We start from the raw sequence: 20,785 nt of genomic DNA, 5'->3' as shown, positions 1-20,785 counted from the left end.
TTTATCAACTCGGGCTTTTAAAATATTCTTTATTAACTATCTGATTAGTTAGCTAATAGCTTGTGAGAAGGTGCAAACTTCGTTAAGTTAATTCCTTCAACAGCTGCTTTATATTCTTCAATTGTTGGCGTTCTTCCTAAGATTGTAGACAATACTACAACTGGAGTAGAAGAAAGTAACGATTCTCCTTTTTTAGTATCTGTATCTTCAACAACTCTTCCTTGGAATAAACGTGTAGAAGTAGCCATTACAGTATCTCCTTTAGAAGCTTTTTCTTGGTTACCCATACATAAGTTACAACCAGGACGTTCTAAGTATAACATGTTTTCATATTCTGTACGAGCTGCAGCTTTTGGAGCATTATCGTCGAATTCGAATCCAGAATATTTTTGTAATACTTCCCAATCTCCTTCTGCTTTTAATTCATCTACAATGTTATACGTTGGAGGAGCAACAACTAAAGGCGCATTAAATTTAACTTCACCTTTTTGAGCTTCTACATTCTTAAGCATTTGTGCTAAGATTTTCATATCACCTTTGTGAACCATACAAGATCCGATGAAACCTAAATCTACTTTTTTATCACCACCATAGTATGATAATGGTCTGATTGTATCGTGAGTATAACGTTTAGAAACGTCTTTATTATTTACATCTGGGTCAGCAATCATTGGTTCAGCAATTAAATCTAAATCAACCACAACTTCAGCATAATATTTAGCATTTGAATCCGGACGTAAAGCTGGTTTTTCACCTGATCTAATTTCAGCAATTCTCTTATTTGCTTTATCAATTAAACCTTGAAGAACTTGCTTTTCATTATCCATTCCTTTATCAATCATGATTTGGATTCTTCCTTTAGCAATTTCTAATGATTCGATTAACGTTTCATCTTCAGAAATACAAATAGACGCTTTAGCTTTCATTTCAGCTGTCCAATCTGTAAATGTAAATGCTTGATCTGCCGTTAAAGTACCGATATGAACTTCAATTACTCTTCCTTGGAAAACATTTTCACCACCAAACTGATGTAACATTTGAGCTTGTGTAGCATGAACCACGTCACGGAAATCCATATGACTTCCCATAGTTCCTTTGAAAGTAACTTTTACAGATTCTGGAATTGGCATAGAAGCTTCACCTGTTGCTAACGCTAAAGCTACAGTACCAGAATCGGCACCGAATGCTACACCTTTAGACATACGAGTATGTGAATCACCACCAATAATGATAGCCCACTCATCAACTGTAATATCATTTAAAACTTTATGAATTACGTCTGTCATCGAATGATAAACACCTTTCGGGTCACGCGCAGTGATTAATCCGAAATCGTTCATAAATTTCATTAATTTAGGAATATTTGTTTGTGCTTTTTTATCCCAAACAGAAGCAGTATGACAACCTGATTGATAAGCCCCATCTACAATTGGAGAAATAACAGTTGCTGCCATTGATTCTAATTCTTGAGCAGTCATTAATCCTGTAGTATCTTGAGAACCAACAATATTAACGGTTACACGAACATCTGAACCTGCATGTAAAGCATTTTTAGAAATAGTTCCTACAGAGTTTCTATTGAAGATTTTTTCAACCGCAGTTAAACCTTGACCTTCAATTGAAACTTCTTTAGAAGGAGCGTAAACTAAAGGAGCATCAATTCCTAAAGTTTTAGCAGCAAACGTTTGAAGTTTTTTACCAAATACGATTGCATAAGAACCACCTGCTTTGATAAACTCTAATTTTTGTGGCGTAAACGCTTTAGAAATATCAATTAATTCTTGATCTCCGTTATATAATTTTTTTGTTTTTGTATTGATTGTTAAAACAGTTCCTGTAGCAACAGAATAAGCTTGTTCTAAAATTGGATCACCATTTTCATCACGAACTACTTCTCCATTTGCATCCGTTTTTTTCACCCAGTTTTTCAAATCTAAACCGATACCACCTGTTACATCAACAGTAGTTAAGAAAATTGGAGAAATTCCGTTTGTACCACCAACAATTGGCGCGAAATTTACAAAAGGAACATAAGGACTTGCTTGTTTACCTGTCCAAAGTGCAACGTTATTTACTCCTGACATACGAGAAGAACCTACACCCATTGTACCTTTTTCAGCAATTAACATCACCGATTTATCAGGATGTTGTGCTTGTAAAGCTTTGATTTCTTCTTGTGCTTGAGGCGTAATCATACACTTTCCGTGTAATTCACGATCCGAACGAGAGTGCGCTTGGTTTCCTGGAGAAAGTAAATCTGTAGAAATATCTCCTTCACCAGCGATGAACGTAACTACTTTAATTTCTTCAGCAATTTCTGGTAGTTTAGTAAAGAATTCTGCTTTTGCATAACTCTCTAAAATTTCTCTAGCTACTTCATTTCCAGCTTCATAAGCTACTTTTAAACGATCCATATCTGCATCGTATAAGTAAACTTGAGTTTTTAAAACATTTGCAGTATCTTTTGCAATAACTGCATCACTTCCTAAAGCTAAATCTAATAAAACCTCAATTGAAGGTCCACCTTTCATATGAGATAATAATTCAAAAGCAAAAGTTGGAGTAATTTCTTTTACTTCAGCTTCTCCTAAAATAATTTCTTTTAAGAATTTTGCTTTTACACTTGCAGCAGGAGTAGTTCCAGGCAACGTATTGTAAATAAAAAACTGAAGAGAATCTTCTCTATCTGCATTATTTACATCTTTAATTTGAGCAATAATTTCGCTTAATAATTCGGCACCATCGATTGGTTTTGGATGTAATCCTTGACCTTTACGCTCTTCAATTTCTTTGATATACTCTTTATAAATATTCATTTCCATATTGAAATTTATTATATAAAATTGGTTAATTTAATTGTGTTCTTTTATTAAAGTGGTACAAATTTATATATTTCTTTTCAAATTAAAAAATTTTTAATAAAAAACGATATTATCAAAAATATTATTTGTAATTAATCTAATTTGCTGAATTTAATTCAACAATATCACAAAAAACAACTATTTTTTTAGGAATTCTTAATTTTAATAATTTAAACTACGAATTTGCAAAAAAACAAAAGCGTATTTTATCAATTTGACAAAATACGCTTTACTTTATATTGAGGTTTTTACAGTTAAATTACTTCACGTATTTAAACATCCAATCATACATTGCATTTTGATGAAATAAATTTTCTACACTTCCGTGATTACCACCTTTAATAATTGTTAAAGTTGCATCTGCATTTGGATTGCATTTTTTTATTGCATCATATACTTTTTGAGATTCCGACATTTTAACGATAAAATCTTTATCGCCATGTTGAATCCACATAGGGACTTTAGCTAAATTACAACCATCAGAAACATTTCCTCCACCACAGATTGCTACTGCAGCAGCAACTCTATCAGGATATTTGCCTACAAAATGCATGGTTCCGTAACCGCCTAAACTCATCCCACAAACATAGACACGTTTTAAATCGGTTTGATAATTTTTTTGAACATAATCAAGTACTTCTAAAACTTTATCGGGATTCCAATTACCTGAAGCGATTTGCGGAGCAATTACAACGGCATTAATCTTTCTACCTTTTTCCATAGCGCGTAACACACCATAACGTTTTACTTTATTTAAATCGGTACCAGAAAGACTTTTCCCGTGTAAGAAAATTAAAACCGGAGGTTTCTCATCTGGTTTTTCCATTTTTGGAATTTGCAACCAAAACGGATAGGTAGTTTTGCCAGTAATTGCTTGTAATTTTTCTTCAGGATTTTGTTGAAAAGAAAAGGCAAAAACAAGAAATAATACTATTAATTTTTTCATTTTTATAGTTGATAAAAAAAGTGCCCTAAAGCACTTTATATTTTTAAAATAATTTTCTGATGATATCTTCTTCTGAAATTCCTTCAGCATCAGCTTTATAATTCTTAACTATTCTATGTCTTAAAATTCCGAATGCAACAGCTTGAACATCTTCAATATCTGGAGAAAATTTTCCATTTATTGCTGCATGAGTTTTTGCAGCTAAAATTAAACTTTGAGAAGCACGAGGACCAGCACCCCAATCTAAATAATTTTTAACAAAATCTGTTGACATTGGATTATTAGGTCTGGTTTTAGAAACCAATCCAACTGCATATTCAATTACATTATCGGTAACTGGTATTTTTCTTATTAAGTTTTGATATTCGATGATTTCTTCTGCTGTAAACAAAGGATTTACATCTACTTTTACATCAGAAGTTGTAGCCTTAACAACCTGAACTTCTTCTTCAAAAGTTGGATAATCTAAATTGATAGCAAACATAAAACGGTCTAATTGCGCTTCTGGTAACGGATACGTTCCTTCTTGTTCAATTGGGTTTTGTGTTGCTAATACAAAAAACGGTAAATCTAATTTAAAACTATGTCCGGCTACAGTCACCGATTTTTCTTGCATAGCTTCTAATAAAGCAGCTTGTGTTTTAGGTGGCGTTCTATTAATCTCATCCGCCAAAATAATATTCGAAAAAATTGGCCCTTTGATGAATTTAAAATTACGCGTTTCATCTAAAATCTCACTTCCTAAAATATCAGAAGGCATTAAATCTGGCGTAAATTGAATACGTTTAAAATGCAATCCTAAAGCTTGAGAAATCGTATTTACCATTAATGTTTTAGCCAATCCAGGAACACCTACTAAAAGTGCATGTCCGCCCGAAAAAATACTCAATACAATTTGATTAACTACTTCATCTTGACCTACAATAACTTTTGCAATTTCTTGTTTTAATTGCTTTTGTTTTTGTACTAATTTTTCAATTGCTATTACGTCTGACATTTCTATTATTTAGAAGTTAGAATTAAGAAATATATTCTTTAGGCAAATTATTTTTTTAACCAATTACTTGAAAACTCACAATCTTTATAATCGTTATTGATTTTCACGTAATTTTTTTCGATGTTTTCTTCCATCCATTTAGCATTTTCTTTGTATTGTTTATCTGAAAGTGCTAATTCTTTTATTTTAAGATAATCAGTCGCATAATCTGCTTTGTGTTCTTCTGTTTTCTTGTTGATTTTGATGATTTTGAAGAATTTCGCTCCAATTCTATCTTGATCTAAAAATACTTTAGACACATCACCTTGTTTTAAATTATTAACTTGATTGTATAAAGCTGGATCTAATTTTGAAATTTCGAAACGAGGCTCAGAAGTTCTTGGATTTAATAATAAACCACCATTTGTTTTTGTTTCCTTATCGTCTGATGAAGCTTTAGCAGCTTCTTCAAATGTAATATCTCCTCTTTCAATTTTAGCTTTAATGTCTTCAATTTTAGCTAAAGCTTCGTTTGTTGCTTTAGTAGTCACTTTTGGACTCATAACAATATGGCGTAATTCAATATCTTGACCAACGATTTTTTCAACTAAAATAATATGATAACCAAATTCTGTTTCAAAAGGTTCAGAAATTTCACCTTCATTTAAACGAAAAGCAACATCTTTAAATTCTTTAACAAATTGTGTTTTCTTATTCATTTTATAAAAACCACCACTTGAAATAGATGATTCGTCTTCTGTGTAAATTACTGCTTTACTGTAAAAACTCGCACCATTATTCAATACATCGTTTCTAATTTCATTTAATTTATCGATAACTTTTTGTTTATCTTCTTTAGTTACTTCAGGCTTTATAACAATTTGAGAGATTTCTACTTCTGCACCAATAGTAGGAATTTCATCTTTAGGAATTCCATTGAAAAATTGTTTAACTTCCTCTGGTGTTACAGTTACATCTCCTACAATTTTTCTTTGCATTTGAGACGTTAATTTATTTTGTCTTACAATTTCAGAAAAATAACTATTAAAATCTTGTTCATCTTTTTTCTTAAAATAAGCATATACTTTTTCTGGAGAACCTAATTGTTCTACAAACGTACTCATTTGATTTTTCATAAATTCCTGAACTTCATCGTCAGTAACTTTAATACTATCTTGAATAGCCTGATGAGCGTATAACTTATCTTCTAATTGTTTTCCAAGTAATTCGCAACGTGTAATTTTGCTTACATCTACACCTTGCGTTTTTAATTCTAAATACATCAAATCAATATCAGAATCTAATACGATAAAATCGCCAACGACTGCAGCAACACCATCCACTTTTTGTTTCTTTTGAGCAAAGTTTGCTACTGAAAAAAGCAAAAAGGCTAATATTAAAAGGTTTGTTTTATTTAAAAATTTCGAAATCATTGTCTTTAATGGCGTCATTTGTTATTTCTGTTTGAATTTTATTTATTAAATCTGTTTTTCTGTTATTTAAAATAACTTGTTTAATTGTTGGTTTGATATATTGCAGAGGCACTACACTATTTTTTGGTACTACATCTTTTACTTTTACTAGCCAAATTGATGTTGAATCTGGATATTGATACGACATTCCGGCACTTATATACTTAATTACATTATCTTGATTCACAAAAGGCAAACGTTCGTATACTTGCTCTATATCAACCCAAATACTATCATTAAAAGCATAACTTTTAAACTGAATAGCTAAGTTTTGTAAATCTTTCTTATCCTTTTTTGAAAAATTGGAAAACTTTGCTCTAATCGTTTGCAACTTATTATTTCCTTTAACTAAATTAATATATCTCAATTTTACTAAAGGACTATTGGCTTTAAAATTATTTTTGTACTTATTATAATAATTTTCAATTTCCTGATCAGTAATAACGGTATCTATTTTTGTTACCACTAAATCTTCCAAGTAAGCTTTTGAATACAAATCAATTTTGTATTGATTTATTAATTTATCGAGCTCCATTTGTTTACTTTTATTGATGTTTTTAGTTGCATTATCCATCAATAATTGTTGCGTAGCCCAACGTTTAATAAAATCTTTTACAATAGCAATACTATCTTGTTTCGATGTACCTTGTGGAACTAAATTTTCTAAATCCGATTGGTACAAATATTCATTATTAACTCTGGCTACAGCTTCAGACTTATCTTTTTTAGCTTCATTATTACAAGAAACCAAAAAAAACAAACCAATAAAACTCCAGATTAACTTCATATTATTTTAATTGTTGTTTTGTTTTCTCAAACACATCCTGATTGATTTTTACAGTAAATTCTTTTTTCAAATCATCTACCCAAGTTGCCTCAAGATGTTGCTGATAATCATTAATTACACGGCTTTTACATTCATCAAACGATTTAATTCCAGCAGCTTTAATTGATTTTACATTTACTAAAAAGAAATAATTTCCATCTTTAAAAGAATTGTTGATTCCTTTATTAATTACTGGCATTTTTTTCAATGTTTCATAATCACTTTCATACAATCCAGATTTTACCATGATGGCAACTTTATTATCTTGATTTAATTTAGCTTTGATTTCTTCAATTGATTTTCCAGACTTTAATAATTTCTTAGCTTTTTCAATTACTTTTTCGTCTGTTGATGACAAAATATCAACATCATATCGTTCTTTCCAAGTATATTTTTCTTTATTAGCATTGTAAAAATTTTCTAATCCGATAGTGTCATTTTTAGATTTTGTCCAGATTTCTTTTTCCATTAAATCAAACAACAATAAACCGTCTCTATACTCATTCATTATATTTTTGAAATCTGGAAACTCATTTTCTAAATTTTCATTATAATAAGCGATTAATTGTTCCGACTTCCATGAATCATATAATTCAGAAACTAATTTCTTTACTGGCTTAGTTGTAAGTTTGTTTTTTTGTTGCGATTGAATATAATTTAAGAAAGTAGTTGTACTTAACTTTTTGTTTTTATCTACAGTAGCAATTTCTCCTGAAAGTGTTTCATTTTTAGTTGGCACTTCCCAAGTTTGACTATAAATATTATCATTTACAACTTTTTCTACATTTTTAAATTGGGCTTCATTTCTTTCAAAAGAGTATTTCGACTTTAATTTTGTTGCCAGTGTATTTGTTATGATAATTGAACGCTCGTCTCTTTTAATTTTTGATTCTAATTCTGCTTTAGAATCATCAAATGTTTTTACTGGATGTTTTTCAATTAGTTTTACAATATGCCATCCAAAACCTGAATCAAAAGGTTTAGAATAATCTCCTTTATTTTTAAGTGAAAAAGCAACATTTTCAAAAGCTTCAGAACTTAATTGCCCTGTACCAAAACGTTGCATTTGACCACCACGTTGAGAAGTTGATTTATCTTCAGAGAACTGTGCTGCTAAAGCTTCAAAACTTTCCCCTTGCGTTAATTTTTTATAAATATCTTCAATTGTTTGTTTAGCTTTATTTTTAGCTTCTTCTGAATTTTCAGTAGGTTTTAAAATCATGATATGAGCTACAGAAACTTCACCTTGATTATCTCTAATATCGGTAACCTTAATAATATGATAACCAAATCGTGTTCTAACAGGATTTGAAATTTGACCTACTTTCGTTTTGTATGCCGCAGATTCAAATGGATATACCATTCTAAAAGCTGAAAAATAGCCTAAATTTCCTTTGTTATCAGCCACTGAAGGATCTTGAGAATTAGCTACTGCAACCGTTTCAAAACTTTCACCTTTTTCAATTCTCTTTTTTAATTCTAAAGCTTTATTATAAAATGCTAAAGTATCTGCACCTTTAACATTTTCATCTACTGAAATTAATATATGAGAAGCTTTAACTTCTTTCAAACCTCTATTATAAGCTTCTTCAATTAATTGATTCGTAACTTTTGAATCATTTAAGTAAGATTTTGACAATTGATTTCTGTAAGAACTCAATTCATTTTGATACTTAACACCGTTTTGCAAACCCAATTTATAAGCTTTGCTAACTTTTAATTTATATCCAATGAACAAATCTAAATATTGATTTAAATCTTTTTGAGAATCGTCTTTTACTAAATCTAAATTTTTTAAATAAATTCTTTTGAATTCATCGGTATAGTAAGAATTATTATCGATTGTAAAAAGAACCTCTTTCTCTTTTTGAGCAAATGAATTTGCGAAAAATGATAAAAATAATAGTATAAAAATGTTTTGAATTTTCATTGTTTTGTTATGGTTTTATTTGCAACAAGCAAAAATATGAAATGATTACAATTAAACAACTAATTGATGATATATTAACTAAAAATTTAGAAATTTAATAGCTAATTAAAAGGATATTCTTCTAATAATTTATCAGAATTTTAATTTAGAGTTTTTTTTATCGATTTTTTTTATAAATTTGTTCGCATTCAATAAAAACCCCAAACCTAAAATATAATGAAATTAAATTTACTAAAACTATACTCAACTGTTTTTATAACATTAATGAGTTTTTTAGCAACAGCTCAACCTGTTGATCCACCTGCTGATCCAGATCCACCAGCAGCTCCAATTAATACTCAAATTATTTGGTTAGCAGTAGTAGGAATTGCTTTTGCTTATTTTATCATAAATAAAAAGAAAATGTCTTTTTTAAAATAATAACATTTAAAAACTATAAACACCCTTAAATTATTACAATTTAAGGGTGTTTTATTTTTTATCTATTCTCTCAAAATTTTGACATATGGGATTTTAAAACTATCTTTATATTTCAAACAAAACTTATCCCTTTTTTGTCAAAACCAACATTTTAAAACTTTTGATTAATATAGACGTATCAAAATATAAGAATATAATCTTTTTACTAACTGCAATTTATTTTGTGAATTTAGTACTATATAGCCTTTCTTCAATTTTAGAATACAAATCAATTGAAACAATATTTTGGTTTTGCAGAATCCCAATTTTAATCCTCTTATATTTACTTACTGGAAAAACCAATTTTATTTATTTATTTGGATTACTACTTTATCAAACCGCATCCATACTATTTGCAACAAGTAATCAAGATTTGTTTTTATACGGCAGTTTTGCTTCAATTGGTTTTAAAATTTGTCTTTTAATCCTTTTGCTCCCTTTAATTAACAAATCAAACAGAAAAGCTATAATTTTAGCTAGTTTACCTTTTTTTATTCTATATTTATACATCATAGAATTAGTAATGTATTCATTAGGTGACTCATTGTTAATCTGGCTATTAAACGCCTTAATTACTTCGTTTATGGGAGGAATTGCGATAATTCACTATAACAAAAATTTCGATTTAAAAGGCTATTGGTTATTAATCAGTTCCATTTTCTTTATTATACAAATAGGTGCATTTTTCATCAATAAATTTTACATTAAAAGTGAAGCAATTTATCAGATGGTTATTTTCTTTTATGGATTATCTCACTTTACTTTTTATAAGTTTTTAATTTTAAAAGAAGCAGAAAACACAAAACATACTGTATAAAAAAAGCCCGATATAAAATCGAGCTTTTTTATTAAAATTAACTTTACCTAAATAAATTAAAATTCTTATTTTCTATTTTCTCTTGCGATTAATGTATTTTTAAGCAACATTGCAATAGTCATCGGACCTACACCTCCTGGAACTGGAGTAATATACGATGCCTTTTTGGAAACATTTTCAAAATCAACATCTCCTACAATTTTATATCCTTTTTCTGTAGTTTCATCAACAACACGAGTAATACCAACATCAATAATTACCGCATCATCTTTAATCATTTCCGCTTTTAAATAATTAGGCACGCCTAATGCTGAAATAATAATATCTGCTTGAGATGTAATTTGATTGATGTTTTTTGTATGGGTATGGGTAACCGTTACAGTTGAATTTCCAGGAAACCCTTTTCTTCCCATTAAAATACTCATTGGTCTACCAACAATATGACTTCTACCAATTACAACAGTATGTTTACCTTGCGTTTGAACGTTATATCTTTCTAATAATTCTAATATTCCAAATGGAGTTGCAGGAATAAATGTACTCATATCTAAAGCCATTTTTCCGAAATTTTCCGGATGAAACCCATCAACATCTTTTGAAGGATCAATAGCCATTAATATTTTTTGAGTATCAATTTGTGGAGGCAATGGTAATTGAACAATAAAACCATCAATATTATCGTCCTGATTTAACTCTTCAATTTTTTTAAGTAATTCTTTTTCTGAAGTTGTGCTTGGCATTTTAATTAAAGTCGATTCAAAACCAACTCTTTCACAAGCTTTTACTTTACTTCCAACATACGTTAAACTTGCTCCATCACTACCTACAATAATTGCTGCTAAATGAGGAACTTTTTCTCCATTTTCTTTCATTTTTGCTACTTCAGCAGCAATTTCATTTTTAATGTCTTCAGATACTTTCTTACCGTCTAATAATTCCATTCTGTTTTTTATTTGTTGTGTTGTTTTATTATAAATTTCATAAAAAAAGACGCAAGTAAATTGCGCCTTTATATATTAGTTCATGCCTTTCATTCCACCCATCATTTTCATAAGGTTCTTTCCGCCACCACCTTGCATCATTTTCATCATTTTGCTCATTTGATCAAATTGCTTCATCAATTGGTTTACTTCTTCTATTTTTCTACCCGCACCTTTTGCGATACGCGTTTTTCTTTTCATATCAATTATAGAAGGTTTTGATCTTTCTTTTGGAGTCATCGATTGGATAATTGCTTCAATATGTTTGAAAGCATCATCTTGTATTTCAACATCTTTTAATGCTTTTCCAGCACCAGGTATCATTCCAACTAAATCTTTCATGCTACCCATTTTCTTAATTTGTTGAATTTGAGTTAAGAAATCGTCGAAACCGAATTCATTTTTAGCAATTTTCTTTTGTAATTTTCTTGCTTCTTCTTCATCATATTGCTCTTGAGCTCTTTCAACTAAAGACACAACGTCTCCCATTCCAAGAATTCTATCCGCCATACGATCTGGATAGAACACATCAATAGCGTCCATCTTCTCACCTGTACCAATAAATTTAATTGGTTTGTTTACAACAGATTTAATTGAAATTGCAGCTCCACCACGAGTATCACCATCTAATTTCGTTAAAATAACTCCATCAAAATCTAATCTATCGTTGAATGCTTTTGCAGTATTAACAGCATCTTGCCCTGTCATTGCATCAACCACAAACAATGTTTCTTGAGGCTTTACCGCTTGATGAACATTAGCAATTTCGTTCATCATTTCTTCATCAACAGCTAAACGACCAGCCGTATCGATGATAACCACATTGAATCCATTTGCTTTTGCATGCTTAATAGCGTTTTCTGCAATTGAAACAGCATTTTTATTTTCTGGTTCTGAATATACTTCAACACCAATTTGATCTCCAACAACATGCAACTGATTAATCGCCGCTGGACGGTAAATATCACACGCTACAAGTAAAGGATTCTTTTGTTTCTTAGTTTTTAAAAAGTTGGCTAATTTACCAGAGAAAGTTGTTTTACCCGATCCTTGTAAACCTGACATTAAAATTACAGAAGGATTTCCAGATAAATTTACACCCGCTACATCACCACCCATTAATTCAGTTAATTCGTCTTTAACGATCTTAACCATTAATTGTCCTGGTTGTAAAGTAGTTAATACATTTTCACCAATCGCTTTTTCTTTTACACGAGTAGTAAAATCTTTAGCTATTTTAAAGTTAACATCGGCATCTAATAATGCACGACGAACTTCTTTTAAGGTATCCGCTACATTTACATCGGTAATTTTACCGTGTCCTTTTAATATATGAAATGCTTTATCTAACTTATCGGTAAGATTATCAAACATAATAATTCAACTTTTTAATGAGGTGCAAATATAAGGTAAAGTTGGCAAGTAACAAAGTGCGGTTTTATAAACTTCTATTTATAGAAATAAAAAAACCGCTTATTTTCATAAACGGTTAATTTTTTATCTAAAATGCACTTATTATTTTTTTGAACAACAAGATTTTTTAGTTGTTGCAGTAGCAGTTGCAGATGCTTTTTTATCTGAACAACAAGATTTTTTTTCTGTAGTAGCTTTTTTCTTTTCTTTTTCTTTTTCTTTGAAATCAACTACAGCAGCTGAAGAAACCATAAATGCCATTAAAGCAACAATTGACAATACTTTTTTCATGATATGTATTTTAAAATTAAACTTCTTTTTTGTTATTGAATTTCAAATATATAAATTTTTGAATTTCAAAATGATAAAATTATCTTAATTTTTTTCAAAAGTTAAATAATCTGTTCCACCTCCACCTCCACTTACGTGAATTAATTCAATTTTTGTAGATGTGTATGAGATAATATTCCAATCATCTGTAAGCTCAGCAAAATTAGCTGGCGTTGCAAAAGCAATATTAAAATCTAAATCATTACTTGGACTGTCATCTCCACTATTATCTGAGGTTACAGACCATGTACCTGTTACTGTTGTAGAACCATTTATCGCTGTTAATACACTACTTGGTCCAAATGTAAAATTATATCCAGTAAAATTTGTAGTTTCTACGGTTCCTGAATCGTTATAAAGGGTAATCCTCCAAGTACCATTATTTATTGTATTGATTACAGGTGTAGGATCAACTGATGTACTTTGAGTATCATCATCATCACTACAAGCTGTTGGAATAAATAGCATAAAAATTGCTATAAAAGCTGAAATTAATTTTAATTTATTCATAATTTTTGAGTTTAGTATAACAAAGTTAACGAAAATCAATGCGTTTTATTATCTAAAACATTTAAATTAAACTAGTTACAATATGTTACGATTTCTTTTCAAAAAAACTAAACAACAAACCTCCCATTAAGGCAAAATACAAAGAACTATTTAAAGGGTTTGAAGTAATTTTACAAGTTCCAGATGCACATCCTATGAATAAATAGTATAAATATCCTAAAACGCCACCAATAATTACACCAATTAAAGTGAGTTTATATTTTTTAAACATTAACTTTCTGTTTAATAATACTCACTAATTCATTACTAGAAACAACTCCAGATTGTCTCCATAACATTTTTCCATTCTGAAATAAAATCATTGTTGGAACACCACGTACTTGAAATTGTGCCGCTACTTCCTGATTTTTATCCACATCAACTTTTATAATTGCAACAGTATCTCCAAGTGATTCTTTTGCTTCAACTAATATGGGCGCTAATACCTGACAAGGACCACACCAAGTTGCAAAAAAGTCGATTAAAACCGGTTTTTCTCCATTAATTAATTCTTGAAACTTACTCATTTTTATCTTTATTACTTGGTAAATTACAATTGTTATTTCCGCATCCTAGATTAAAAATTGCTTGAAACAAAAAGAAAACTCCAAAAGCTGCAAAATACCATTGACTTTGTTCGTAAGCAGTATAAAAGCAAAACAAAGCAATTGCAATTCTGAAATAACGCATAAAATGCCAATTACTAAATAACATTTTCTTCATAAAAATTATTTCAGTAAATGTACTAAACTTACTTAAAAATCAGTGTAACAAAAATTACAAACTAAAACTGGAAGTATATAAATGGTTGCGGACCTGCAGAAGCTGTTGCAAATACCAACCAAAAAATCAATCCTAACACAATAGCTTTAGTAATTAACGGCATTGAAATGAAAACATTTTGTATGGCCACAATTACTTTCTGAGGAATATAATGCCAGAAATATCCTAAAAACATTAAGATAAATACATTTTTATATCCTTGTGCGATAATTAACCATTGGTTAAAGTCGAAAGTAACTTTTCCGATATTTTCTATAACCTGTAAAGCTGTAGGAAAATCTTTTGCTCTGAAGAATATCCAACAAAAAGCTACAAAATGAAACGTAACAACAATTGAAAAAGTCTTTAAAAAAGGCGTAAAAAAAGTAATCTTTCTTTTCACAGGTGGATAATGTTCTAAAAATATTTTGTGAACAGCTAATGCTAATCCATGTAAAGCTCCCCAAATGATGAAACGCAAACTTGCTCCATGCCATAACCCACCTAACAACATGGTAGTCATTAAGTTCACATTGGTATACATTGTTCTTTCTCTATCTTTAGAAAGCAAGAAGGTTAAAGCAAATAAAATTGCCGATGAAACCGCTATAATTAAAGGAATATTACTCGTTGCAGAGAATGAAATTCCCCAAATAATTAATCCAACAAAAAACAATCCCGGAAATAAGAATCCAGCAAAAGTTCCATGACGATTTCCACCTACAGAAATATACAAGAAGTCTTTTAACCAAGTGGATAACGAAATGTGCCAACGACGCCAAAACTCCGTAATAGATGCCGATTTATATGGTGTTAAGAAGTTCGTAGGTAATTTAAATCCTAATAACAAAGCAACACCAATTGCCATATCAGAATATCCAGAGAAATCACAATAAATTTGAATGGTGTATCCGTAAGAAGCCATTAAATTTTCAAAAGGCGTATAAGCATTTGGCAAATCGAAAACACGATCTACGAAGTTAATGGAAATATAATCTGAGATGATTGTTTTTTTAATTAAACCACCAATTATCAAAAGAAAAGCTCTATTGATATCGTCCTGAGTGACATTTAATTTCTGATAAATTTGCGGTAAGAAATCTTTTGCACGTACAATTGGTCCGGCTACTAATTGAGGGAAAAACGATACGAAAAATAAGTAATCTACAAATCGTTTCGTTGGTTCAATTTCTTTACGATAAATCTCTATTATATAACTAATCGATTGAAAGGTATAAAATGAAATTCCAACCGGTAAAATCACATCAAAAAATGCCATTTTTCCACCCGTAAGATTATTGGTAATATCTACAATAAAGTTACTGTATTTGAAATATCCTAAAAATCCTAAATTTAAGATAATACTAAAAGTAAGACACAATCTTTTATTAATTATGCTCGATGTTCGATGCACTAAATTACCTAAATTATAATCGACAACGGCAGATCCTAATAATAATAAAAAGTAAATACCACTTGATTTATAATAGAAAAATAAAGAGAATAGAATTACATATACCATTCTCAATGTATTTGCTTTTCTAAGTAAAATATACCAAAAATAGAAAACCAAGAACAAACCTAAAAACAAGCCCGTATTGAACAATAAAGGCGCGTCTTTATCGTATACAAACCAACTTTTTATAATTTCAGGAGTAATTACTCCAATATTTTTACTGAACCAATCTTGCAACACTACTTCTTATTTTTCAGATTTATATAATTCGTATGATTGAATGAATGCATCAAAAAACAATTCTCCTTGTTTCTCATATCCTGCATTAGAATAATGTACTTTATCTTTTGCCATTAATCCCATTCTTGAATTTATATTGATACTTTTATTTCCACCGAAAATGTCTAATAAATTCCAAACCGCAAAATTATCCACTTTAGCATTTTCTATTATTTTTTCAGCGTATTTTTCAATGTAAATATTTTGCGCCTTTCTATGTAATACAGAAGGTGGTGAAGTCGTAACTAATACAGATGCTTCAGGACATTTTTGTTTAATTCCATCAATCATGGTTTTTAAATTCCCATAATAAGTTGCTAAATCTTGTTTGTCGAAACTTTCGTTTGTACCTAAAGAAATAACAAATAAATCTGCTTCTAATGCTGGTAATTGTTCAAAAAACAATGGAAACTTATTATAATCACTACTTTTTGCGCCATTAACACCAATACCACTATATGTTATACCTGGATTTTCATTTTCCAAAATCAAACCATTTAAGGCAAAATCGGAAGTATTTTCATCACCAATAATAGTAATCTTATCAATTGGTGTAGTAGAATTATAATTATTTGAAATCGGCGTATTTTCTAAAGCGATTGGTTCGTAAATGTATTTAACAGTTGTAACCGTTTTGTAAGTTGTAACCGATTTTCCACCAGGAATTTTTAAAATTTTCCCATCTCGAATATTATCAGAAGTTAAGCCATTAGCCGACTTCAACTGTTTTAATGAAATATTATATTTATCCGCAATTACACCTAAAACTTCACCCGGTTTTACTTTATGAGAAGAAGTTGCTGGAGTTACCACCGCAACTTTTTCTTGAGTAGGAATTCCTTTTTTAGCAAAAGCTACTTTAAAAATATTCGCATTATTAGGAGATATGATTTTCAATTTTGTAAAATCGTATTTAGCATCTTTCACTAACATATCGATATGAAAATCTTTTTGTTTTGGCTGAAAAGAAATCCCACTTAATCCTACTGGTTTTGAAGCATCAGCATATAAATTTCTTGATGCAGAAAAACCACCAGAACCTGTAAAACGAATTGGAGCACTATTATTTGTACCCGCTAAACTGTATGGAAAAGTAAATCCGAAACCTGCATTACCAAAAACTTGTTGCAATCTAGTTCTAATTTTTCCTGTAAATAAATCCGCTTGAATATGAGAATCACCAATATGAACAATTCTAACTTTACGATCCTGATTTTCTTCTAATAAATATAATTTTTCAAAAACTTTGTCCAATGCATTTTCATTGTAAATGACATTATTAAAAGCTTCAAATTTTGAAGAATCTAAAGGTGTTGTAACAGAATCCATTTCAACTTTAAGAGAATCCGTTTGAGAAAACCCTATAGTTGAAAAAAGTAATATATATATAAACTTATTCATTAATTGTATCATTTTTTACTGGCAAACTAGAATCTTTAACAACCTTTTTAGGCTTTGCTTTTTTCGTAGCAATCGCTCTTAATCGCTTGTATTCTTGATAACCTGTATCGATTTGCTTATAAATTAATTGAGCAATTTCTTTCGCTCCTCTATGATTAAAATGCGTATAATCTTTATTGGCTCTTACCGGAACATTTTCTACCCATTTAACCATTGAACCGTCTCCACCCATCAAGGTGTATAAATTCACAAAACCAGATTCGGCTTTTACAGCATAACGTTTTTGTGCTAATGTTAACGGCACGACAGCAGAATCGGATTTCATTTGCATATCGTATTTGGTAGATTTATCTGCAGTAGAAATAATTAATATAGCTGCACCTGGAAAACATTCTTTTAAATGATTTACAACTGAAGTCATTTTTCGTTCATACCAAGTATAATTTAACGAACCATAGTTTAATACATTCGTTCCAAATTGAAGGATGATTAAATCGTATCCTAATTTTTGTTGGAATGCATTCATTAAATCAACATTAAAAGTACTTAATGGCAATCCAGAATTTCCTCTTGAAGAGAAATTATCAACATGAATTCCTTTTCCATTATCGAAGTTAAATCCGTAAAATGGAATCGAATCTGCATTAATAAAGTTGACTTTTACATTTTTAACATCACCCGCAACTTGAGTAGCGTTCAATATTGAATTTGGACTTAATTTTTTATAAATTGTATCTTTTCCAATTATCTGACGAATGCAGGCTTTTTTATTTTTCGAACTTCCATAAAAAACCGTAGGATTATTTAAAGTTGTAGAAAAACGATTTCTTCCCGCTTTGTATTTTACCCAAGTTGTATTAGCCGTGTCTTTCGCAAAAAACACCGAACCGTTTACACCAAAAGAGCGCAATGGACTTTTTGTTTTTAAATACGATTGTGCTTTCCAATTTTGAGAATATTCATGAAGAATTGAACCACGTGAACCGGCAGATTCTGAGGTAATATTTACAAAACCAACTCCTTCTCCACCAAAAATACTTTGAAATTGTGTACGAACATCTTGCACAATCATATCGCCATCCGTCATGGAATCTCCAAAATAAGCAATACGCGCTTTTCCTTTTTTATTCGTTTCTAACTGATATAATTTTTCAAAAAAAGGAATCAAATATTGATATCCTTTGTATTGCTCAAATTTTTCATCAGAAAACTGAATTCCTAACGGGTTCGAAACGAATTTTATGGTTTTGTTTGAAAGCGTATCTTCTTCACTCAAGTTTCCACCTTCCGCTACTGCGTCAAGCATTAAACTATCTACAACAACATTTTTGTTATTTGAACTTTCAGGAAATAATTTTTTTGGTAAAAACGACTTAAATCCAATAAATGAAAGAATTGCAATACATACAATTGCCCAAGCTTGAAAAAAATATGGTTTGTTTTGATTCACTTTTTTTAAAAATTTAGAATTCAATATTTAGAATTCAGAACATAAAAATTGAAACTTCTAACTTCTGAATTCTAAATTCTAACTTTATATTACATACGTTCTGGAACATTGATTCCTAATAATCCGAATGCATTTTTAATTGTATTTCCAACAACATAAGACAATTGAACTCTAAAAATCTTTTTATCCATATTGTCTTCTCCTAAAATCGATACATTTTGATAGAAAGAATTAAATTCTTTTACTAAATCGTATGTATAATTTGCAATTAAAGCCGGACTATGGTTGTCAGCTGCACTTTGAATTACATCTGGAAACAATTGAACTTGTTTGATTAATTCTTTTTCTTTTTCGTGCATTTCTAAACCATTAGAAGTACTTACGTTTTTATATTCAAAATCCGCTTTTCTTAAAATCGATTGAATACGAGCGTATGTATATTGAATGAAAGGTCCAGTGTTTCCGTTAAAATCAACTGATTCTTCTGGATTAAACATCATTTGTTTTTTCGGATCAACCTTTAACATATAATATTTTAACGCACCTAAACCAATTGTTTTATATAAACTTGCTTTTTCTTCGTCGTTATATCCGTCTAATTTCCCTAATTCTTCAGAAATAGCTTGTGCTGTTGTAGTCATTTCAGCCATTAAATCATCTGCATCTACAACTGTACCTTCACGAGATTTCATTTTTCCGGTTGGTAATTCCACCATACCGTATGATAAATGATACAAATGTTGTGCCCAATCGTATCCTAATTTTTTAAGAATTAAGAATAACACTTTAAAATGGTAATCTTGTTCGTTTCCAACCGTATAAACCATTCCACCAACATCTGCATAATCTTTAACACGTTGAATAGCTGTTCCGATATCTTGAGTCATATAAACTGAAGTACCATCTGAACGTAAAACTATTTTTTCGTCTAAACCATCAGCCGTTAAATCAATCCAAACCGAACCATCATCTTTTCTAAAGAATACACCACGATTTAAACCATCTTCTACTACATCTTTTCCTAATAAATACGTATTACTTTCGTAATAATAACTATCGAAATCGACACCTAAGTTTTTATAAGTTACTTCAAATCCATCGTACACCCATTGGTTCATGGTTTTCCATAGTTCAATAACTTCAGGTTTACCATTTTCCCAATCTAAAAGCATTTGTTGCGCTTCTAAAATTAATGGAGCTTGTTTTTTAGCTTCTTCTTCCGTTTTACCTTCAGCCATTAAAGCATTAATTTCTGCTTTATAAGCCTTATCAAATTCTACATAAAAATTACCAACCAATTTATCACCTTTTAAACCTGTAGAAGCTGGCGTTTGTCCGTTTCCGAATTTTTGCCAAGCCAACATCGACTTACAAATGTGAATTCCACGATCGTTGATAATTTGCGTTTTATATACTTTTTTACCTGATGCTTTGATAATTTCCGCAACGGAATAACCCAATAAATTATTTCTGATATGACCTAAATGCAACGGTTTATTTGTATTTGGAGAAGAATACTCAACCATTACTGCTTTTTCACCTTCTTTTGGTGCAACAAATCCGAATTGAGCATTATTTTTTATTCCATTAAAGAAATTGAAATAAAATTCATCTGCAATTACAAGATTTAAAAATCCTGCCACTACATTAAACCTAGATACTTCCGCTACATTTTCAACTAAATATTCACCAATTTTCGTACCGATTTCAACTGGATTTCCTTTTAATACTTTAACTAAAGGAAAAACAACCATAGTGATATCGCCTTCAAAATCTTTTTTTGTTGATTGAAATTCAACTCTATCAATAGAAATATCGAACAATTTAGAAACTGCTTTTTGTATTTCAGAAGTAAGAATTTCTTGTAGTGTCATAATC

Annotated in this window: 19 protein-coding genes; 2 read left to right on the top strand and 17 right to left on the bottom strand. The window is 30.1% G+C overall.

The window, feature by feature from the left end; translation table 11 throughout:
* Positions 1 to 44: 44 nt before the first annotated feature.
* From BMY86_RS06430 to BMY86_RS06405, 6 genes are all read right to left on the bottom strand, one after another.
* Positions 45 to 2,816, bottom strand: a complete 2,772-nt coding sequence (locus BMY86_RS06430) for a bifunctional aconitate hydratase 2/2-methylisocitrate dehydratase (protein ID WP_091466881.1) — start codon at positions 2,814 to 2,816, stop codon at positions 45 to 47.
* Positions 2,817 to 3,120: 304 nt separating this feature from the next.
* On the bottom strand, positions 3,121 to 3,807 hold the full coding sequence (locus BMY86_RS06425; protein WP_091466643.1) for a carboxylesterase family protein: 687 nt from the start codon (positions 3,805 to 3,807) through the stop codon (positions 3,121 to 3,123).
* A 43-nt stretch (positions 3,808 to 3,850) separates the two neighbouring features.
* Positions 3,851 to 4,804, bottom strand: a complete 954-nt coding sequence (locus tag BMY86_RS06420; protein WP_091466641.1) for an AAA family ATPase — start codon at positions 4,802 to 4,804, stop codon at positions 3,851 to 3,853.
* 47 nt (positions 4,805 to 4,851) lie between these two features.
* Positions 4,852 to 6,234: a peptidylprolyl isomerase gene (locus tag BMY86_RS06415; RefSeq protein WP_245745610.1), complete on the bottom strand. Its 1,383-nt coding sequence runs from the start codon at positions 6,232 to 6,234 to the stop codon at positions 4,852 to 4,854.
* Positions 6,194 to 7,042 carry a peptidylprolyl isomerase gene (locus BMY86_RS06410; protein WP_091466638.1) on the bottom strand — a complete coding sequence of 283 codons (849 nt, stop codon included), beginning with the start codon at positions 7,040 to 7,042 and terminating at the stop codon, positions 6,194 to 6,196. Before BMY86_RS06410 ends, BMY86_RS06415 begins: the two co-directional genes overlap by 41 nt.
* Position 7,043: 1 nt before the next feature.
* Positions 7,044 to 9,011, bottom strand: a complete 1,968-nt coding sequence (locus BMY86_RS06405) for a peptidylprolyl isomerase (protein ID WP_091466637.1) — start codon at positions 9,009 to 9,011, stop codon at positions 7,044 to 7,046.
* Between the two features lie 216 nt (positions 9,012 to 9,227).
* Between BMY86_RS06405 and BMY86_RS06400 the strand changes: the two genes are divergently transcribed.
* Together BMY86_RS06400 and BMY86_RS06395 are read left to right on the top strand one after the other, a co-directional pair.
* Entirely contained in the window at positions 9,228 to 9,431 is a 204-nt protein-coding gene (locus tag BMY86_RS06400) for a hypothetical protein (protein WP_091466635.1), read from the top strand.
* 223 nt (positions 9,432 to 9,654) lie between these two features.
* Positions 9,655 to 10,287, top strand: coding sequence for a hypothetical protein (locus tag BMY86_RS06395; RefSeq protein ID WP_143065614.1), 633 nt, complete (start codon positions 9,655 to 9,657; stop codon positions 10,285 to 10,287).
* A gap of 65 nt (positions 10,288 to 10,352) precedes the next feature.
* On the opposite strand, the gene BMY86_RS06390 is transcribed toward BMY86_RS06395, so the two are convergent.
* The 11 genes from BMY86_RS06390 to argS form a co-directional block, all read right to left on the bottom strand.
* The gene (locus BMY86_RS06390; RefSeq protein WP_091466632.1) at positions 10,353 to 11,228 is read right to left on the bottom strand and encodes a bifunctional 5,10-methylenetetrahydrofolate dehydrogenase/5,10-methenyltetrahydrofolate cyclohydrolase; all 876 of its coding nucleotides are present in this window, start codon (positions 11,226 to 11,228) and stop codon (positions 10,353 to 10,355) included.
* A 75-nt stretch (positions 11,229 to 11,303) separates the two neighbouring features.
* A complete protein-coding gene (gene ffh, locus BMY86_RS06385; protein ID WP_091466631.1) occupies positions 11,304 to 12,641 on the bottom strand; it encodes a signal recognition particle protein in 1,338 nt (445 codons plus the stop codon).
* Between the two features lie 141 nt (positions 12,642 to 12,782).
* Positions 12,783 to 12,971 (bottom strand): hypothetical protein, encoded by a 189-nt coding sequence (locus BMY86_RS06380; RefSeq protein ID WP_091466629.1) that lies wholly within the window; start codon positions 12,969 to 12,971, stop codon positions 12,783 to 12,785.
* A gap of 84 nt (positions 12,972 to 13,055) precedes the next feature.
* Positions 13,056 to 13,520: a hypothetical protein gene (locus BMY86_RS06375; RefSeq protein WP_091466626.1), complete on the bottom strand. Its 465-nt coding sequence runs from the start codon at positions 13,518 to 13,520 to the stop codon at positions 13,056 to 13,058.
* Positions 13,521 to 13,605: 85 nt separating this feature from the next.
* Positions 13,606 to 13,791: a DUF6132 family protein gene (locus BMY86_RS06370; RefSeq protein WP_091466624.1), complete on the bottom strand. Its 186-nt coding sequence runs from the start codon at positions 13,789 to 13,791 to the stop codon at positions 13,606 to 13,608.
* A complete protein-coding gene (gene trxA, locus BMY86_RS06365; protein WP_091466621.1) occupies positions 13,784 to 14,086 on the bottom strand; it encodes a thioredoxin in 303 nt (100 codons plus the stop codon). The genes BMY86_RS06370 and trxA overlap by 8 nt, the downstream gene beginning before the upstream one ends.
* Positions 14,079 to 14,282, bottom strand: a complete 204-nt coding sequence (locus BMY86_RS06360) for a hypothetical protein (protein ID WP_091466619.1) — start codon at positions 14,280 to 14,282, stop codon at positions 14,079 to 14,081. The genes trxA and BMY86_RS06360 overlap by 8 nt, the downstream gene beginning before the upstream one ends.
* A gap of 61 nt (positions 14,283 to 14,343) precedes the next feature.
* Positions 14,344 to 16,017, bottom strand: coding sequence for an MBOAT family O-acyltransferase (locus BMY86_RS06355; protein ID WP_245745609.1), 1,674 nt, complete (start codon positions 16,015 to 16,017; stop codon positions 14,344 to 14,346).
* A gap of 6 nt (positions 16,018 to 16,023) precedes the next feature.
* On the bottom strand, positions 16,024 to 17,457 hold the full coding sequence (locus tag BMY86_RS06350; protein WP_177177138.1) for a GDSL-type esterase/lipase family protein: 1,434 nt from the start codon (positions 17,455 to 17,457) through the stop codon (positions 16,024 to 16,026).
* On the bottom strand, positions 17,450 to 18,907 hold the full coding sequence (locus tag BMY86_RS06345) for an SGNH/GDSL hydrolase family protein (protein WP_091466878.1): 1,458 nt from the start codon (positions 18,905 to 18,907) through the stop codon (positions 17,450 to 17,452). The genes BMY86_RS06350 and BMY86_RS06345 overlap by 8 nt, the downstream gene beginning before the upstream one ends.
* A gap of 89 nt (positions 18,908 to 18,996) precedes the next feature.
* On the bottom strand, positions 18,997 to 20,781 hold the full coding sequence (gene argS / locus BMY86_RS06340) for an arginine--tRNA ligase (protein WP_091466611.1): 1,785 nt from the start codon (positions 20,779 to 20,781) through the stop codon (positions 18,997 to 18,999).
* Positions 20,782 to 20,785 lie beyond the last annotated feature (4 nt).

Source organism: Flavobacterium urocaniciphilum (assembly GCF_900110615.1).
GTDB lineage: Bacteria > Bacteroidota > Bacteroidia > Flavobacteriales > Flavobacteriaceae > Flavobacterium > Flavobacterium urocaniciphilum.
The sequence above is the reverse complement of the archived record's forward strand: the minus strand, read 5'-3'. Positions and strand labels throughout refer to the sequence as shown.

What these genes read in the sequence shown, in the direction of transcription:
- BMY86_RS06430 (WP_091466881.1), bottom strand. Translation starts at nt 2,816, where the DNA reads ATGAATATTTATAAAGAGTATATCAAAGAAATTGAAGAGCGTAAAGGT.
- BMY86_RS06425 (WP_091466643.1), bottom strand. Translation starts at nt 3,807, where the DNA reads ATGAAAAAATTAATAGTATTATTTCTTGTTTTTGCCTTTTCTTTTCAA.
- BMY86_RS06420 (WP_091466641.1), bottom strand. Translation starts at nt 4,804, where the DNA reads ATGTCAGACGTAATAGCAATTGAAAAATTAGTACAAAAACAAAAGCAA.
- BMY86_RS06415 (WP_245745610.1), bottom strand. Translation starts at nt 6,234, where the DNA reads ATGACGCCATTAAAGACAATGATTTCGAAATTTTTAAATAAAACAAAC.
- BMY86_RS06410 (WP_091466638.1), bottom strand. Translation starts at nt 7,042, where the DNA reads ATGAAGTTAATCTGGAGTTTTATTGGTTTGTTTTTTTTGGTTTCTTGT.
- BMY86_RS06405 (WP_091466637.1), bottom strand. Translation starts at nt 9,011, where the DNA reads ATGAAAATTCAAAACATTTTTATACTATTATTTTTATCATTTTTCGCA.
- BMY86_RS06400 (WP_091466635.1), top strand. Translation starts at nt 9,228, where the DNA reads ATGAAATTAAATTTACTAAAACTATACTCAACTGTTTTTATAACATTA.
- BMY86_RS06390 (WP_091466632.1), bottom strand. Translation starts at nt 11,228, where the DNA reads ATGGAATTATTAGACGGTAAGAAAGTATCTGAAGACATTAAAAATGAA.
- ffh (WP_091466631.1), bottom strand. Translation starts at nt 12,641, where the DNA reads ATGTTTGATAATCTTACCGATAAGTTAGATAAAGCATTTCATATATTA.
- BMY86_RS06380 (WP_091466629.1), bottom strand. Translation starts at nt 12,971, where the DNA reads ATGAAAAAAGTATTGTCAATTGTTGCTTTAATGGCATTTATGGTTTCT.
- BMY86_RS06375 (WP_091466626.1), bottom strand. Translation starts at nt 13,520, where the DNA reads ATGAATAAATTAAAATTAATTTCAGCTTTTATAGCAATTTTTATGCTA.
- BMY86_RS06370 (WP_091466624.1), bottom strand. Translation starts at nt 13,791, where the DNA reads ATGTTTAAAAAATATAAACTCACTTTAATTGGTGTAATTATTGGTGGC.
- trxA (WP_091466621.1), bottom strand. Translation starts at nt 14,086, where the DNA reads ATGAGTAAGTTTCAAGAATTAATTAATGGAGAAAAACCGGTTTTAATC.
- BMY86_RS06360 (WP_091466619.1), bottom strand. Translation starts at nt 14,282, where the DNA reads ATGAAGAAAATGTTATTTAGTAATTGGCATTTTATGCGTTATTTCAGA.
- BMY86_RS06350 (WP_177177138.1), bottom strand. Translation starts at nt 17,457, where the DNA reads ATGAATAAGTTTATATATATATTACTTTTTTCAACTATAGGGTTTTCT.
- argS (WP_091466611.1), bottom strand. Translation starts at nt 20,781, where the DNA reads ATGACACTACAAGAAATTCTTACTTCTGAAATACAAAAAGCAGTTTCT.